20 protein-coding genes are annotated in these 15,166 nt (G+C 70.5%); 11 read left to right on the top strand and 9 right to left on the bottom strand.

Annotation, left to right across the window (positions count from 1 at the left end):
• Positions 1-32: 32 nt before the first annotated feature.
• The 3 genes from EZ313_RS13975 to EZ313_RS13965 form a co-directional block, all read right to left on the bottom strand.
• Positions 33-383, bottom strand: coding sequence for a PA2779 family protein (locus EZ313_RS13975; RefSeq protein ID WP_135263900.1), 351 nt, complete (start codon positions 381-383; stop codon positions 33-35).
• Positions 384-534: 151 nt separating this feature from the next.
• Complete coding sequence (locus EZ313_RS13970) at positions 535-1,347, bottom strand: TIGR00266 family protein (RefSeq protein WP_135263899.1); 813 nt, start codon at positions 1,345-1,347, stop codon at positions 535-537.
• Positions 1,348-1,506: 159 nt separating this feature from the next.
• Positions 1,507-1,869, bottom strand: coding sequence for an HPF/RaiA family ribosome-associated protein (locus EZ313_RS13965; RefSeq protein ID WP_135263898.1), 363 nt, complete (start codon positions 1,867-1,869; stop codon positions 1,507-1,509).
• A gap of 105 nt (positions 1,870-1,974) precedes the next feature.
• Between EZ313_RS13965 and EZ313_RS13960 the strand changes: the two genes are divergently transcribed.
• The 3 genes from EZ313_RS13960 to EZ313_RS13950 all read left to right on the top strand — a co-directional run bounded on the left by EZ313_RS13960 (position 1,975) and on the right by EZ313_RS13950 (position 4,991).
• The gene (locus EZ313_RS13960) at positions 1,975-2,646 is read left to right on the top strand and encodes an alpha/beta hydrolase (protein WP_135263897.1); all 672 of its coding nucleotides are present in this window, start codon (positions 1,975-1,977) and stop codon (positions 2,644-2,646) included.
• A 150-nt stretch (positions 2,647-2,796) separates the two neighbouring features.
• Positions 2,797-4,350, top strand: a complete 1,554-nt coding sequence (gene gshA / locus EZ313_RS13955; RefSeq protein ID WP_135263896.1) for a glutamate--cysteine ligase — start codon at positions 2,797-2,799, stop codon at positions 4,348-4,350.
• Positions 4,351-4,466: 116 nt separating this feature from the next.
• On the top strand, positions 4,467-4,991 hold the full coding sequence (locus tag EZ313_RS13950; RefSeq protein WP_135263895.1) for a hypothetical protein: 525 nt from the start codon (positions 4,467-4,469) through the stop codon (positions 4,989-4,991).
• Between the two features lie 36 nt (positions 4,992-5,027).
• Here the strand turns inward: EZ313_RS13950 and EZ313_RS13945 are convergent, their stop codons facing one another.
• The 3 genes from EZ313_RS13945 to EZ313_RS13935 all read right to left on the bottom strand — a co-directional run bounded on the left by EZ313_RS13945 (position 5,028) and on the right by EZ313_RS13935 (position 7,269).
• The gene (locus tag EZ313_RS13945; RefSeq protein WP_135263894.1) at positions 5,028-5,351 is read right to left on the bottom strand and encodes a hypothetical protein; all 324 of its coding nucleotides are present in this window, start codon (positions 5,349-5,351) and stop codon (positions 5,028-5,030) included.
• A gap of 135 nt (positions 5,352-5,486) precedes the next feature.
• Complete coding sequence (locus tag EZ313_RS13940) at positions 5,487-6,404, bottom strand: DMT family transporter (protein WP_135263893.1); 918 nt, start codon at positions 6,402-6,404, stop codon at positions 5,487-5,489.
• Positions 6,405-6,435: 31 nt separating this feature from the next.
• On the bottom strand, positions 6,436-7,269 hold the full coding sequence (locus tag EZ313_RS13935) for an SAM-dependent methyltransferase (RefSeq protein WP_135263892.1): 834 nt from the start codon (positions 7,267-7,269) through the stop codon (positions 6,436-6,438).
• Positions 7,270-7,460: 191 nt separating this feature from the next.
• On the opposite strand from EZ313_RS13935, the gene EZ313_RS13930 reads away from it, so the two are divergent.
• The 7 genes from EZ313_RS13930 to EZ313_RS13900 all read left to right on the top strand — a co-directional run bounded on the left by EZ313_RS13930 (position 7,461) and on the right by EZ313_RS13900 (position 12,265).
• A complete protein-coding gene (locus EZ313_RS13930) occupies positions 7,461-7,676 on the top strand; it encodes a hypothetical protein (protein WP_135263891.1) in 216 nt (71 codons plus the stop codon).
• A gap of 180 nt (positions 7,677-7,856) precedes the next feature.
• Positions 7,857-8,585: a tyrosine-protein phosphatase gene (locus tag EZ313_RS13925; protein ID WP_135263890.1), complete on the top strand. Its 729-nt coding sequence runs from the start codon at positions 7,857-7,859 to the stop codon at positions 8,583-8,585.
• A gap of 202 nt (positions 8,586-8,787) precedes the next feature.
• Entirely contained in the window at positions 8,788-9,675 is an 888-nt protein-coding gene (locus tag EZ313_RS13920) for an alpha/beta hydrolase (RefSeq protein ID WP_135263889.1), read from the top strand.
• A gap of 37 nt (positions 9,676-9,712) precedes the next feature.
• Positions 9,713-10,081, top strand: coding sequence for a hypothetical protein (locus EZ313_RS13915; RefSeq protein ID WP_135263888.1), 369 nt, complete (start codon positions 9,713-9,715; stop codon positions 10,079-10,081).
• A gap of 36 nt (positions 10,082-10,117) precedes the next feature.
• On the top strand, positions 10,118-11,446 hold the full coding sequence (locus tag EZ313_RS13910; protein ID WP_135263887.1) for a cation:proton antiporter: 1,329 nt from the start codon (positions 10,118-10,120) through the stop codon (positions 11,444-11,446).
• 109 nt (positions 11,447-11,555) lie between these two features.
• Positions 11,556-11,747: a hypothetical protein gene (locus tag EZ313_RS13905; RefSeq protein WP_135263886.1), complete on the top strand. Its 192-nt coding sequence runs from the start codon at positions 11,556-11,558 to the stop codon at positions 11,745-11,747.
• 17 nt (positions 11,748-11,764) lie between these two features.
• Positions 11,765-12,265, top strand: a complete 501-nt coding sequence (locus EZ313_RS13900; RefSeq protein ID WP_135263885.1) for a hemerythrin domain-containing protein — start codon at positions 11,765-11,767, stop codon at positions 12,263-12,265.
• Between the two features lie 131 nt (positions 12,266-12,396).
• On the opposite strand, the gene EZ313_RS13895 is transcribed toward EZ313_RS13900, so the two are convergent.
• Entirely contained in the window at positions 12,397-12,897 is a 501-nt protein-coding gene (locus EZ313_RS13895) for a hypothetical protein (RefSeq protein ID WP_135263884.1), read from the bottom strand.
• Positions 12,898-12,903: 6 nt separating this feature from the next.
• Between EZ313_RS13895 and EZ313_RS13890 the strand changes: the two genes are divergently transcribed.
• A complete protein-coding gene (locus tag EZ313_RS13890; RefSeq protein ID WP_135263883.1) occupies positions 12,904-13,326 on the top strand; it encodes a hypothetical protein in 423 nt (140 codons plus the stop codon).
• 49 nt (positions 13,327-13,375) lie between these two features.
• Here EZ313_RS13890 and EZ313_RS13885 read toward each other — a convergent pair whose 3' ends face one another.
• Positions 13,376-14,263 (bottom strand): sulfurtransferase, encoded by an 888-nt coding sequence (locus EZ313_RS13885; protein WP_135263882.1) that lies wholly within the window; start codon positions 14,261-14,263, stop codon positions 13,376-13,378.
• Position 14,264: 1 nt separating this feature from the next.
• Entirely contained in the window at positions 14,265-15,155 is an 891-nt protein-coding gene (locus EZ313_RS13880) for a DMT family transporter (RefSeq protein ID WP_135263881.1), read from the bottom strand.
• Between the last annotated feature and the right edge of the window lie 11 nt (positions 15,156-15,166).

Genomic DNA, 15,166 nt, shown 5'->3' with positions numbered 1-15,166 from the left:
AATGCGGCATGCCGGTCGTCCGGCGGCGCGCATCAGCGGCGGAACCCGAAGTACCAGATCGCGGCCAGTATCACCAGCACGAGCAGCACGGTGCCGCCATCCGCGCCGGCGGGCGCTTCGCGCATGTCGGAAGCGAGCTGCGTGACCTCCTGGTCGCTCATGGCGGCGACGCGGTCGCGCGCCTGGTTCGGATCCACGCCCATCGCTTCCAGCCGCGAAGTCGTGTCCGCGCGGGCCAGCACCTCCAGCACCATTGCGCGATCCGTCTGCGCCGCACCCGGCGCGGCTTGGTCCGCACCGATCATCCCGGCCCCGGCTGTCTGGAAGGACAGCGCGAGCGTCGACACCACCAGGCCACGGCAAATCATCTTCTTCAGGTTCATCACGGGCTCCTTGTACGGTTGGAAGGGAACGGCGCCGGCGCGCGTGCCGGGCGCGCAACCAATATACGCGTGCGCCGCGGCGTTGTGTGGTGCTCGCGTCACGGTCGAGCAGGAGAAGCTTGTGCGTCGCGCGTCGAACGATCACGCCCCGTCATTCGTCGTCGCCGCCCAGCACGCCCCCGAGCAGCCCGCCCGCGCCGAAGCCGCCGAGCGCCGAACCCTCCTCGCGGGAGCCGCCGCGTTGCGGCGCGGCGGCGAACACTCGCGAGGCCAGGCGCGAGAACGGCAGGCTCTGCAGCCAGACCGTGCCCGGGCCCGAGAGCTTCGCGAAGAACAGGCCTTCGCCGCCGAAGAGCGCAGTCTTGATCTTGCCGACGTACTGGATCTCGAAGCTGGTGCTGGGCGTGTACGCGACCACGCAGCCGGTGTCCACCAGCAGCGTCTGGCCGGCCTGCAGTTCGCGCCGCACGACGGTGCCCCCGGCATGCACGAAGGCGAGACCGTCGCCGTCGAGCTTCTGCATGATGAACCCCTCGCCGCCGAAGAAGCCGGCGGACAGGCGCTGCTGGACCGCGATACCCAGCGACACGCCGCGGGCGGCGCACAGGAACGCGTCCTTCTGGCAGATGAGCGTGCCGCCCAGCTGGCGCAGGTCCATCGGCAGGATCTTGCCGGGGTAGGGCGCGGCGAACGCCACGCGCTGCCTGGTGCCCGAGTTGTTGCTGTAGATCGTGGTGAACAGCGATTCGCCCGTCACCAGCCGCTTGCCCGCGCCGAGCAGCTTGCCGAACAGGCCGCCCTGCTGCGCGCTGCCGTCGCCGAACACCGTGTCCATCGCGATGCCGGCGTCCATGAACATCATGCTGCCCGCCTCGCCGATCGCGGCCTCGCCCGGGTCGAGTTCCACCTCGACGAACTGCATCTCCGCACCGCGGATCTCGTAGTCGATCACGTCCATGGCCATGTCCAGAACCTCCGTTGCATGTTGAACGGGCGGATCGTAGATCGAGATGGCGCACGGACGCACACGGCCCCCGCGCAGCGATCGCGCGCCGCGCAGGAGACTTGGTGGGACTGGCACCGCGACGCGCGCTACAGCGCGCCGGTGGCGTACTGACGGCCGCTACAGGACCGATGTCGGGTCGCGGCGGATGGTGTCGCGGCCGCGATGCTGGTGCCGGTCGAGCTTGCCCAGCGTGTGCTCCAGCGCGTGGATCAGCTTCGTCGTCGCACCCCGGACGGCTTCGTCCTGCGAAGGCGCGTGGTGCGTGACCGCCACCGGGTCGCGTCCCGCGATGCGCGCTTCCAGCGTGCAGCGCTTGTCGTCCGCGCCCTTCTTGCCGCTGTTGGTGTCGCGCAGCTGGACCTCGATGCGCGTGATGTCCTGGCCGAAACGGTCCAGCGAGTCGTTGAGGAAGTCGCTCGCCCAGCGCTCCAGGCTTTCCTTGTTCTCGATACCGTTGCTCGTGTTCACCTGAACCTGCATTGCACGCTTCCTTTCATGCTTGCTCCAGGCCAGTGTGGCCACACGGCTGCGCATGGGGTGTAGGACAATGGCGGCCCCTTCGTTCAGACGTCCCTTTCCCCTCACATGAGCCTGCTCGACGCCATCGAGATCGAGACCGCGCCGCAGCCGTCCGCGACCGTCATCGTGCTGCACGGCCTGGGCGCCGACGGCAACGACTTCGTGCCGATCGCCAGCCAGCTGCGCCTGCAGCCCGTCGGGCCGGTGCGCTTCGTCTTTCCGCACGCGCCGGTGATGCCGGTGACGATCAACAACGGCTACCGCATGCGGGCCTGGTACGACATCCTCGGCGCCGACCTCGTGCGGCGCGAGGACGAGGCCGGGCTGCGCAGCTCGCTCACCGCTGTGGAGGCGCTGCTCGCACGCGAGAAGTCGCGCGGCATGCCGGCGTCGCGCATCGTGCTGGCCGGCTTTTCGCAAGGTTGCGCGATGGCGCTGCTGACCGGCCTGCGGCATGCCGAGAGGCTGGCGGGCATCGTCGGGCTCTCGGGCTACGTGCCGCTGGCCGCCACGACCACGGCCGAGCGCAGCGACGCCAATGCGCTCACGCCGATCTTCATGGCGCATGGAACCTACGACAACGTCGTGGCGCCGCAGCGCGGCCGCGAGTCCTGCGAGCTGCTGCGCGCGATGGGTTACGACGTGAGCTGGCACGAGTACCCGATGGCGCATTCGGTGTGCCTGGAGGAGATCGAGGACCTCAACGCCTGGCTGCTCAAGGTGCTGGCGCGCGATTGACGCGCGGTTGCCAGCCCACCTGCGCGCGACCGGCGCAGGCGCCATCCGGATGAGGGACGCCTAGCGCATCCGCGATTCCGGCGTGCGCTGCAGGAATTGCCCAAAGGTGTTAACTTCTGCGGCCTGTCCCCGAGGGCGAACAACGATCCCATGAGCCGACTGCAAGACGCCCTCAACCAGATTGCCGCCGAGCGGCTGCGGGGCATCCGCCGCGGCATCGAGAAGGAAAGCCTCAGGGCCACGCGGGCCGGCACGCTGGCGCTCACGCCGCATCCGGCCGCGCTGGGTTCCGCGCTCACGCATCCGCACATCACCACCGACTACAGCGAGTCGCAGCTCGAGCTGATCACCGGCGTGCATGCCACGCCCGAGACCTGCCTGGAGGAACTGCTGCGCATCCACCAGTACGTGGTGCGCGCGCTCGGCGACGAGATGCTGTGGGTCTCCAGCATGCCGTGCAACCTGCCGGCCGACGAGACGATTCCGATCGGCCGCTACGGCTCGTCCAACGTCGGGCGCGCCAAGAGCGTCTACCGCATGGGGCTGGCGCACCGCTACGGCCGGCGCATGCAGACCATCTCGGGCATCCACTACAACTGGTCCATGCCGGGCGTGGGCAGCGACCAGTACTTCGCGCTCATCCGCAACTTCCGCCGCCACGCCTTCCTGCTGCTGTACCTGTTCGGCGCCTCGCCGGCGGTCTGCTCGTCGTTCGTCGCGGGCCGCCAGCATGACCTGCAGGCGCTGGGCGAAGGCACGATGTTCATGCCCTGGGGCACGTCGCTTCGCATGGGCCGCCTGGGCTACCAGAGCGACGCGCAGGCCAGCCTGGCGGTCAGCTACAACGGACTGGACGGCTACGCGGCATCGCTGCAGGAGGCGCTCACCCGCCCGTACCCCGCGTACGAAGCGGTGGGCATCACGAACCCCGGCGGCGAGTACAACCAGCTGGCCACCAGCCTGCTGCAGATCGAGAACGAGTTCTACGGGCCGATCCGCCCGAAGCGCGTGATCTTCCCGGGCGAGAGGCCGCTGCATGCGCTGCGCGAGCGCGGCGTCGAATACATCGAGGTGCGCCTGCTCGACCTGGACCCTTTCGTGCCGGTCGGCATCAAGGCGACCACGCTGCGATTCCTCGACGTGTTCCTGCTGCACTGCCTGCTGGCCGACAGCCCGCCGGACACGCCGGCGGAGATCGCGCAGATCGGCCGCAACCAGCACCGCACCGCGGCCTTCGGCCGCCAGCCGGGCCTGAAGCTCGAACGCGGCCGCGGCGAAGTCCACCTGACGGAGTGGGCCGAGGAACTGCTGGACGCCTTCGCGCCGGCCGCGGCGGCGCTGGATGCGGCCCATGGCGCCAGCGACCACGCCGACGCGCTGCGCGCCGCGCGCGCGATGCTCGCCGACCCGGCCCTGCTGCCTTCGGCCCGCGTGCTGGAGGTGATGGCGCGCGACCACGCCGACTCCTTCATCGGCTTCACCCGTGCGCACTCCCTGCAGACGCACAACAAGCTGCTGTCGCTGCCGTTCAGCAGTGCGCAGCAGGCGCGCTTCGATGCCCTGAGCCAGCAGTCGCTGCAGGAGCAGCGCGACATCGAGGCGCGCGACTCCATGCCTTTCGAGATCTACCGGCAGCAGTACATCTCGCCGGAGAGGCTCGGGCTGGGCAAGACGGCGGTCGCGCCGGCCCTGGCGGCTGTCTGATCGCCGCAAAACCGCTGCTTTTTTTCACGTTTTTCGCGCCTGCTTCACGCGGGGCTGTCCACTGTTGAGCCACAGTGGCGCCTTGGGAGTGTTCCCGTCTTCCCGAGGAGGAGCGAATGAAGCAAATCGACCACAAGACCTGGTGCGCGGGGCTGCTGGCAGCCCTGGTCCTGGCGCTCGGCAGCCCGGCCCTGGCAGAAAAGCCCGACTGGGGCGGCGGTGGAAGTCACAAGCACAAGGGGGGTGGCAAGGACCACGACGGCGGCGGCAAGCATGCCCACAAGCATGAGAAGAAGGGCGGCGGCCACCGCGAGGCGCGCGTCGGCGGTTACTTCAACGACCGCGACCGCCAGGCGATCCGCGTCTCCTGGGGCGAGAGCTACGGTGGCGGGAAGGGCTGTCCGCCCGGGCTGGCCAAGAAGGGCAACGGCTGCATGCCGCCCGGACAGGCGAAGAAGTACAACGTGGGCCAGCCGCTGCCGACCGCGGTGGTCCATTACCCCGTGCCGTCCCAGGTCCTGGTGCAGCTGCCGCCGCCGCCGGTCGGCCACAAGTACGTCCGCGTCGCGGCCGACATCCTGTTGATCGCAGTGGGCACCTCGATGGTGGTCGACGCGATCACCGACCTCTCCAGGCTCTGATGCCCCGGTCCGCCGCGCCGCCTGGCGCGGCGGCCTTCACAACGGCCCGGGGAGAGCCTTCAGGCCGATCCACGCGGCCACGGTGACGGCGCTCACCGGCACGCTGAGCGCGCTGGGCACGTAGAACAGCAGCGAGAGCACCGGCGACTCCAGGATCATCTCCACCACGCCCCCCAGGCCGTAGAAGGCCAGCCCCCACCACATCCAGCGGCGCAGGTACAGCGGCAGCCAGCGGGCCTGCTCGCGGTTGTAGCGCCACGCGGCCGCGCGCTCGAACAGGGTGCCGCGGGTGACGTCCTTGAACAGCCAGCCGAAGAAGAAGTACCGGTAGAGGAGGGTGCGAAATTCCAGTTCTTGCACGATGCGACCCCGGCAATGGGAACGTGAGCCCAGTGTTTTTCGAAAGCCCCGGCGCGGGCTGTAGGAGCCGGCCGACCGCTCTCGTGGGGCGCGGTCGCGAGCCCCAGCGGCAAGAGGAGGCCTTCGGGTCGCCGTTCAGAGCGTCGCGAACATCGCCAGCAGCCCCGCGACCACCAGCGCCAATCCCAGCCTCTCCACCGGCGCGATCTTCTCGCGCAGGAGGCGGTGCGACACCAGGTAGCTGAACACCACTTCGGCCAGTCCCAGCGTGCGCACGTTGGCCGCGGTGGTGAGCGCGAAGGCGGTGAACCAGCCGATGGAAGCCAGCGCGCCCATCAACCCCGCGGCGGTGGACACGCGCCCGGCGGCGGCGATCGCGCGCAGCGAATCGGGCGACCGCCAGGCGAGCCAGCCGCCCAGCAGCAGCGTCTGCGCCGCCTGCGCGCACAGCACGCCCCACGCGCCCGACATCCAAGGTGAAACGTCCGGCAAGGCGAGCGCCGCGCCGCGATAGCCCACCGCGGACATGGCGAAGCCCGCCCCCGAGGCCAGTCCCCAAAGCGCCGCGCTGCCGGTCCATTCGACCTTCGCCGCGCCCTTGACCGGCAGCGAAAGCAGCACCACGCCCGCCGTCGCGAGTGCGATCGCCAGCAGCGTCGCCCAGCCCGGCAGTTCGCGCAGGAACAGCGTCGCGAACAGTGCGACCTGCAAGGCATCGGTCTTGGAGAACGCCACGCCGACGACGAAGCTGCGCTGCTTCATCGCCGCCAGCAGGAAGGCCGTGGCCGCGAGCTGGCTCACGGCGCCGAGCAGCAGCCAGCCCACCCACGCCGCGTTGAACTGCGGCACCGGCGCGGCCGTGCCCGGCAGCAGGTGCAGCAACGCCACCCAGGCGGCGGCGAACGGCAGGCCATAGAGGAAGCGCGCCAGCGTCGCGCCGAGCGTTCCGGCCCGGGCGACCAGCGAGCGCTGGGCCGCATTGCGCGCGGTTTGCGCGAGCGCCGCCCACAGGACGATGGGGATCCAGATCCAGGGCAGGGCGGCGGCGGACATCACGGCATTGTCCGCCGTCACAGGCCCTGCCTCAGCCGGTGCAGCTGCCGTTCCCGCCGCGGCGGAAGGAGGTGCCCCGCGCAAGGGCGAGCGGACCGTCGCCCTCGGTCACCTTCAGCTCCTCGCCCTGCTTCTCCAGCACGAGCACGCCCACCCTGGTTTCCTGCGTGCGCAGCACGTTGCCTTCGACCTTTCCCGTGATCGTGCGGCTGCGGCCCTTGCGCAGCAGCTCCCCTTCGACGTCCTGGTGGTGCTGGTTCAGCCGGAGGCTGAATTCACGCAGAGGCCCGGTGCCGCACCACAGGCCCTGCACCTGCGCGGGCACCACCCACAGGTGGACCTGGCTGGTCTTGTTCAGGCCCACCTTCTTGTCCGGAACGTCCAGCACGGAGGTGCGGTCGGGCTTCCAGTCGCCCATGTCCCAGTCGTGCGAGACCACGCGCGTGCCGGGCCGCAGCTTCAGGAGGGCGGGGCGCAGCTGCAGGTTCACTTCCGGCAGCAGGTACATCGTGACGACTGTCGCGGGCGACAGGTCGGTCCTGAACAGGTCCTGTTCGGCAAAGGAGACGCGGTCCGCCACGCCCGCTTCCTGCGCCGACTTGCGGCTGGCCGCGACCAGCTGGGGGTCGATCTCCACGCCCAGACCGCTGGCTCCGAAACGGCGCGCGGCCAGGATCACGATGCGGCCGTCGCCCGAGCCGAGGTCGATCACGTGGTCGCGGGGGCCGACGCCGGCCAGGCGCAGCATCTCGAGGGTGACGTTGTCCGGCGAGGTGATGAAGGGCACCTCCTCGCCGCCCTGGGCGCGGGCGCCGGCGCCCAGGCACAGGGCGAGCAGCAGGGTGGAAAGCATGCGGCGTTTCATGGGCCGCACCTTAGCAAACCGCCTGGCGGCTGAGCGCCGCGTTGCGGGCGCCCGATGCGCCGCCGCCGCGCGCCCCGAGTTGTCCTACAGACCCGCTTGTCCCTCACCGACAGACGATCGCGGGGCGGCACCTACAGTCAGCGCACGCCCGGGCGCGCGGTGCGCGGGGCGTCATAAACCAGGAGCAAGCTATGGCATCTTCGAAGTCATCCGCATCCAGCGGGAGCAAGAGCGGCGGCAGCAAGAGCCCAGGCAGCAGCGGCAGCCGCGGCAGCCGTGGCCAGGCCAACAGCGGCAGCATGAGCCGCGCGGAGGCCGGCAGCAAGGGCGCCAAGGTGAGCAACCAGAACAGCAAGGCGCAAAGCGAACGCGCCACCGGCAACACCAACCGCAGCAAGAGCAAGTGACGCTTCGAAGCGCGTAGCGCGCGAAGCGTCATCCCCGCGCAAGCGGGGGTCCAGAGAGCCCGGCGCAGCCGGGCTTTTTCATGCGCATGGGCGAGGCTTGCGTCACGCTTCCGCCATGCGCTGCGGTCGATTCACCACTCCCGCTGGGAATGGAAGGGCGCCTGCCCGACAATGTGTCCGATGTCCGCTGTCCTCTCGTTGCCCGCCAATCCGTCCAACTTCCGCGACCTCGCCGCCGGCGTGCGCAGCGTGCCGGTGCGGCGCAACGTGCTTTTCCGGTCGGACCACCTGGGCGCCCTGGACGCGAACGACGCGCGGCAGATCCTGGCCCTGGGTATCCGCCGCGTGCTGGACTTCCGCGGGGTCGACGAGCGGACGTCGGCCGTGTGTGCGCTGCCCAAGGTCCAGGTGCACTCGCTGGCGATCGAGCCGACCATCGTGCAGGTGCTGTCCGAACTCACCGCGCAGGGGCACAAGCTCTCCGAGGACGACGTGGTCGGCCACATGCAGGACACCTATCGGGGCTTCGTGCGCACCAGCACCCACCGCTTCGCCGAGTTCTTCAACCACCTGCTCGAATCGGACGACCCCACGGTGTTCCACTGCACCGCGGGCAAGGACCGCACCGGCTTCGCCGCCGCCCTGGTGCTGCATGCGCTCGGTGCCACGCGTGAGGAGGTGATGCACGACTACCTCCTGACGAACGACAGGCTCAAGCCGCCGTCCTCTTTCTGGCACCACCTCGAGCCGCGTGCGGCCGCCGTGCTGTGGGGGGTGCGGCCGGAGTTCCTGCAGGCCGCGTTCGACGCCATCGACCAGGACTACGGCGGCATCGAAGGCTACCTGCGCGAAGGCCTTCGCCTCGGCCCCGCCGAACGCGCGCGGCTGAACGCCCTGTACCGGCGCTGACGCGCACGCCAAGCCCAGCCGTTCTCCTACATGATGAGCCTGCGGGCGCCGACACGGCGCCCGTTTCGCCTGCTCGCACCATGCATGCAACAAGCCGGCGAAGCAGTCCAAATGCCGGCATGAAGGGAGATGCCATGGCGATGCAGGGGCTCACCGCGCTGACGCGCGAAAGGACCGAAGGTCCGCAAACGGAGGACTCGCCATGCGCAGGATGTTCGCTCCGCTGATCGCCGTGCCGGCGCTGGGCGCCGCCCTTTACGGCGCCGCCATCGCCTGGCTCTGGTTCCGCCAGGAACAGCTGCTGTTCGAGCCGGCACCGCTGCCGTCCGACCAGCCCCTCTTCACCGACCCCGACGTGCGCGAGTTCATGGTGGACGTCCCCGGCGCGCGCCTGTCGGTGGCGCAGTTGAAGCTGCCCGACCCGCGCGGCGTGGTGTTCTACCTGCACGGCAACTCGGGCAACCTGCGCAAGTGGTTCGTGGGCCTCGACGCCTTCCGCGAGCTGAACTTCGACGTGGTCATGATGGACTACCGCGGCTACGGCAAGAGCACCGGCCGCATCGAGAGCGAGGCGCAGCTGCGCTCCGACGTGCGCGCGGTCTGGAACGAAGTCGCCACCCAGTACGAAGGCCGGCGCATCGTGGTCTCGGGCCAGTCGCTGGGAACCGCGCTCGCCGCGGGCCTGTCCGCCGAACTGTGCGAAGCCGGCTGGCCGCCGGACCTGACGCTCCTGATCTCGGCCTACAGCAGCATGCGCGCGCTGGCCGACGAACACTATCCGTGGGTGCCGAGCCGGGTGCTGCGCTATCCGCTCGCGACCGCGGACATGCTTGCGAAGATCAAGGGACCGGTCATGCTGGTGCACGGCGACCGCGACGAGCTGATCGGCCATCACCACAGCGAGGCGCTGCGCAAGGTGCTGCCGCAATGCCAGCTGCTGCTGGTGGAAGGCGCGGGCCACGGCGACGTCCACGAGCACCCTTCCTTCCGGCAAGGCATCGCGTCGGCCCTGATCGGCCTGGCGGGCCTGGCCGCCGCCCCGGTTTCCTACGCGCCGTCCGGCGGGTCGCCTACAGCCGCGGTGAGCTGAGCGCCCGAGCATCGGGGAGGACTGCAGGAGACCTCCCATGCCCGACCAGAACCGTTCCCCCGACGAAACCGCGCGCAAGGACGCGGACCAGACGACCAAGCCCTATGCGGGCGACGGTCCCGGCAAGGTGGGCGTGACCAGCGACCGCCAGCCGGACCTGGTCGCGCCCAGCGGCGTCAACGAGCGTGACCACGGCGCGGCCGACGACAAGCCGATGGGCGGCGGCTCGGTGAACCTCGACGACGACGACGAACTGCGCCCGCGCGGCAACACCACCCGCACCCAGGGCACCTGGTCCGCGCAGGGCGGTGATTCCGGCGAAGTGGGCAAGTCGCCCGGCCCCGGCCTCTCGGACCGCAACGGCCCCAGCGATCCCGACGCCAAGGACGTGACCGGCCGCCGCTAGCGCGGCGCGCGACAGGCGGCCGCCCGATCCCGCCGCATGCTGTTCGCGCTCTGGTCCGTCCTGATCGGGCTGCTGCTGATCCTCATGGCGCTCAGCGCCACGGTGCTCACGCGCCTGCCGCTGTCGACCGCCATGATGTACCTGGCCGTCGGCGTGGCGGTCAGCCCGTGGTGGCTGGGCTGGATCCAGGTGACGCCCCTCAGCCAGCCCGTCCTGCTCGAGCGCCTGACCGAAGTGGTCGTGCTCGTGTCGCTCTTCGCCGCGGGACTCAAGCTCGGTCACGGCCTCAAGGACCGGCGCTGGCTGCTGCCGCTGCGGCTGGCGACCGTCTCGATGGTGATCACGGTCGGCCTCATTGCGCTGGTCGGCTGGGCGTGGATGGACCTGTCGCCGGGCGCCGCCATCCTGCTCGGCGCGGTGATCGCGCCCACCGACCCGGTGCTCGCATCCGACGTGCAGGTGCAGCGACCGACCGACCAGGATCAGCTGCGCTTCGCGCTCACCGGCGAAGGCGGGCTCAATGACGGGACGGCCTTTCCGTTCGTCATGCTGGGGCTGGGCCTGCTCGGCCTCCACGAGCTGGGCGAGGGCGCCTGGCGCTGGTGGTCGGTGGACCTGCTCTGGGCCGTGGCCGCGGGCCTGGGCATCGGCGCCGGACTGGGCATCGCCGTCGGCCGCCTCGTGCTGTTCCTGCGCCGCGAACACGAAGAGGCCGTCGGGCTGGACGACTTCCTCGCGCTCGGGCTGATCGCGCTGGCCTACGGCGTGGCCGTCCTGGTCCACGCCTACGGCTTCCTCGCGGTGTTCGCCGCCGGCGTCGCGCTGCGGCAGCTCGTGCAGTCGCAGAGTCCGTCGCCGGAGGAGAGCCGTGCCGCGGTGGAGCAGGCCACCGCCCTGGCGGACAAGAGCCTGGCCGACACGATGGCGGTCGACCCGAAGCACGCGCCGGAATACATGGCGCAGGCGGTGCTCGGCTTCAACCAGCAGCTCGAGCGCATCGGCGAAGTCGCGGTCGTGGTCACCATCGGCGCGCTGCTGTGGGCCGTGCAATGGGAGCTTGCGGCGGCGCACTGGTGGTTCGTGCCGCTGCTGCTGCTGGTCATCCGGCCGGCCGCGGTGGGCCTCGGCCTGGTGGGCACGCGCACGATGCCGGTGCGGCGGCGGCTGATCGCTTGGTTCGGCATCCGCGGCGTCGGCTCGCTCTACTACCTGCTGTACGCGATCAACCACGGGCTGCCGCAGGACCTGGCGCATCAGCTCGCCGCGCTCACCCTGGCCGTGGTGGTGACGTCGATCCTGCTGCACGGCATTTCCGTGACGCCGCTGATGATGCTGTACGAACGAAGGTCCGGCCGCCGCGCCTGATCGCCGGCGCTCTGCCCGCCGTCCTACAGCACCGGCAGAGGCATGCTGACAGGGCCAGGGAACGCCGCTTGCCTAGAGTTGGGCGACAGCATTACGAGCAGGAGTTTCCATGGAACCGGACCAGAAGCCGGCCGCCGGTGGCGAGCCGCAGCAGGGCAGGCGCATTCCCAACAGCGACATGCAGGCCGAGGACGCGGGCACCGCGGAGAGCGGCAACGAGGACGAGGGCCGCTCCAGCGCGAGCGAGTCCGCCATGAAAGAGACCGACAAGACCGACAAGGAAAGCGGCGGCAGCCGCTGAAGAAGGGGAGCGCCCACATGAGCGAAAAGAAGCAGGACGCCCTGGAACTGCTGGACGCGGACCATCGCGCGGTGCGCCAGTTGTTCCAGGAGTACCGCGAACTCGCCGCCAACGACGCGCCGGAAGCGCGCCGCAAGGCGCTGGCCGAGCAGATCTGCATGGAGCTGACCATCCATGCCAAGCTCGAAGAGGAACTGTTCTATCCGCCGGTGCGCGAGGCCATCCGTGACGACGACCTGATGGACGAGGCCGAGGTCGAGCACGCGAGCGCGAAGGACCTGATCGTGCAGATCCTCTCGATGGACCCGCACGAGGAGCTGTACGACGCCAAGGTCACCGTGCTGGGCGAATACATCGAGCACCACGTGCGCGAAGAGCGCGAGGAGATGTTCCCCAAGGCGCGCAGGAGCGGCATCGACCTGCAGCGGCTGGGCGAGCTCCTGCGCGAGCGCAAGGGCGAACTGCAGGCCGTGCCGGAAGCTCTGCGCGAAGAACTGCTGGTCGGGGCCCTGGCCTGAGCCTCTGCCGTTGCGGCGGGGAGGCAGAGCCTGTCCTACAGGCTTCAACAGTACGGGACGACAACTGGGCTGCGGTGCCCACCTAGAGTGCTAATCAGGCAGCGAGGGCTGCCATTTCTACGTCCCCATACCTACGTCCCCATACCGACACCAACCAAGGAGTTCCAGATGAACGCTTCCCAACTCTCTCGCGGCACCGCCCTGGCGGTGATCGTCGCCGCCGCGATGTCGCTGGCTGCCTGTGGCAAGGAAGGCGGCGGTGGCGGCTCGGCCGGCGCGGGCGGTGGATCGCAGCCCGGCGGCGCGTCCAGCAGCACGGCCGGCGGATCCAGCGGATCCAACAGCGGCGGCGCGTCGGGCTCGGCCAGTACTTCGCCCAGCACCTCGGGCAGCGCGGGCAGCTCCGGCTCCGCCAGCACTTCTCCCAGCACGTCGGGCAGCTCCGGTTCCGCCGGCGGCTCCACCACGATGGGTGGCTCGGCTTCCAGCTCGCCCAGCAGCTCGGGCAGCGGTTCGGGCAGCTCCGGCTCGGCCAGCTCGTCCCCCAGCTCGTCGGGCAGCTCCGGCGGCGCGAGCGGCAGCTCGGGTTCGATGGGCGCCTCCAGCTCGTCGGGCTCCACGGGCACGAGCACCCGCTGATGACGTTGCGTGCGATCGCCCTGGCGGTCGTCGCGGCGGCGGCCCTGTCGGCCTGCGGTCGCGGTGCCGACAGCGGCGCGACGGCCAACCCCAGCGCGCAGGGCAGCCCCGGCAAGGGCAATGCGGTCGAGCAGGCACGTGTGCCGTTGCGCGGCGATGGCCCGCCAGGGGGTTCGTCGGGTGCGAAGGGATCAGCGCCACACACGGGCGCCTCGGGCGGTGACGCGGTGCCAGGCACGACCGGCCGGGGCACCGCCGACGCCGGTGGCCGCAGCCAGACGCCCGGTCCGGGCACCGGCACCACCGGCGGGCTGGGCGCGAGCCAGGGTCAGACCGCGACGATGGGCGCGGCGCCTTCCGGCGGCACCGCGACTTCCGGCAGCAGCAACAGCACGTCGGGAAGCGCGGTCGGCGGGCGCTGAGTCCCGGCCACGCGCAAACGAGAAGGGCCCCGCGAGGCCCTTCGCCGTTTCAGCCCTTCGCGACCGGGCGCTTCGGGTCGCGGCACCACTCGCTCCAGCTGCCCGCATACAGGCCCGTGGGAGCGAAGCCCGCGACTTCCATCGCGATCAGGTTCGGCACGGCGCTGACGCCGCTGCCGCAGTGGTGCACCACGGATGCGGGGTCGCGGCCCTGCAGGAGGCGATCGAATTCGGCTCGCAGTTGCTGCGGCGTCTTGAAGCGGCCCTGCGCATCGAGGTTCTCGGCGGCGGGGCGATTCAGCGCGCCGGGGATGTGGCCGGCCACGGCGTCGAACGGTTCCACTTCGCCGCGATAACGTTGCGCCGCACGCGCATCGATCAGGGTCTGGCTCGCGGCGGGCAGCGCCGCCGCGACCTCGTCGGTGCCCACCAGCCGGCGCAGCGGCCGGCCCAGGCGGAAGTTGGTCTGGAAGCGCGCCGTCTCGGGCTCGCCCGTGACTTCGCCGCCCGCGGCCTGCCAGGCCTGCAGGCCGCCATCGAGCACCGCCACGGCCTCGTGCCCCGCCCACTTGAGCATCCACCACAGGCGGCCGCAGTAGCTGGACTTCTGCCGGTCGTACACGACAGCCTGCATGTCGTTGGAGAACCCCACGCTGCACAGCCACATCGCGAACTTCTCGCGGCTGGGCAGCGGATGCCTGCCGCCGGACGCGGCATCGTCATGCGGGCGGTGCGTGCCGTCGGGATCGACGACGCCCTCGTCGGACAGCGCGGTGTCCAGGTGCGCGTAGACGGCGCCGGGGATGTGCGCCTGCCGGTACTGCTCCTCGCCGGCCGCCGGGTTCATCAGGTCGAAGCTGCAGTCGAACAGCATCAGCGGCGCGCCGGACGAGCGCAGCGCCTTGAGCTGCTCGGGGGAGATCAGGGTGGTGTACATGTCAATGCTCTTCCGCGGGCGAGTTGGGTGCGGCGCGCTCTCGCAGCACGGTGGCGGCCACGCCGCTGGCGAGGATCAGCGCCATGCCGAGCCAGCCCGAAGGCGTGATCGCCTCGTCGAACAGCAGCAGGCCGAAGGCCGCGCCGAACACCAGTCCCGAGTATTGCAAATTGGCCACCACCAGCGTGGCGCCCTGGCTGTAAGCGCGTGTCATGCACCACTGGCCCAGCGACGCGAGCAGGCCGATCGGCAGCAGCCACAGCGCCTGCCCCCACTCCCAGTCCGACACCCCGGTGAGGGCCATGCCGGCGCCCCCGGCGATGGCGGACCCGACCGCGAAATAGAAGACGGTGCGCGCCTCCGGCTCGCCCAGGTGGCCGAGCGCCATCACCTGCATGTAGGCGAAGGCGGCCGTCATGCCGGAGAGCAGGCCCACCACGCCAGCCAGCGCCTGGTCCTGCGCGATGGTGGGCCGCAGCATCAACACGACGCCCGCGAAGCCGGCGAGCACCGCCAGCACCAGAGGGCCCTGCCGCGGCACGCCGGCGCGGGCATTCCACGCCAGCAGCGCGCCGCCGATGAGGAAGGCCGCGATCCACACGCTGCTCATGTAGTTGAGCGTCATCGCCGTGGCCAGGGGCAGGCCCGCGATGGCGTAGAACCAGGCCCCGAGCGACAGCACGCCGATCAGGCTGCGCCAGGCGTGCATGCCGGCGTACGCGGTGCGCAGCGAGACGCGCTGCTGCCGCGCCATCAGCCACATGAACAGCATGCCCAGCAGGCCGCGGTAGAACACCATCTCCGAGGCGCTGAACCACGCGCCCGCGACCTTCACGCACACCGCCATGCTGGCGAAGGCGAACGACGCCAGCAGCATCCACAGCGCCTGCATCAGGGCGGTGT

The organism is Ramlibacter henchirensis (genome assembly GCF_004682015.1).
Classification (GTDB): domain Bacteria; phylum Pseudomonadota; class Gammaproteobacteria; order Burkholderiales; family Burkholderiaceae_C; genus Ramlibacter; species Ramlibacter henchirensis.
The sequence above is the reverse complement of the archived record's forward strand: the minus strand, read 5'-3'. Positions and strand labels throughout refer to the sequence as shown.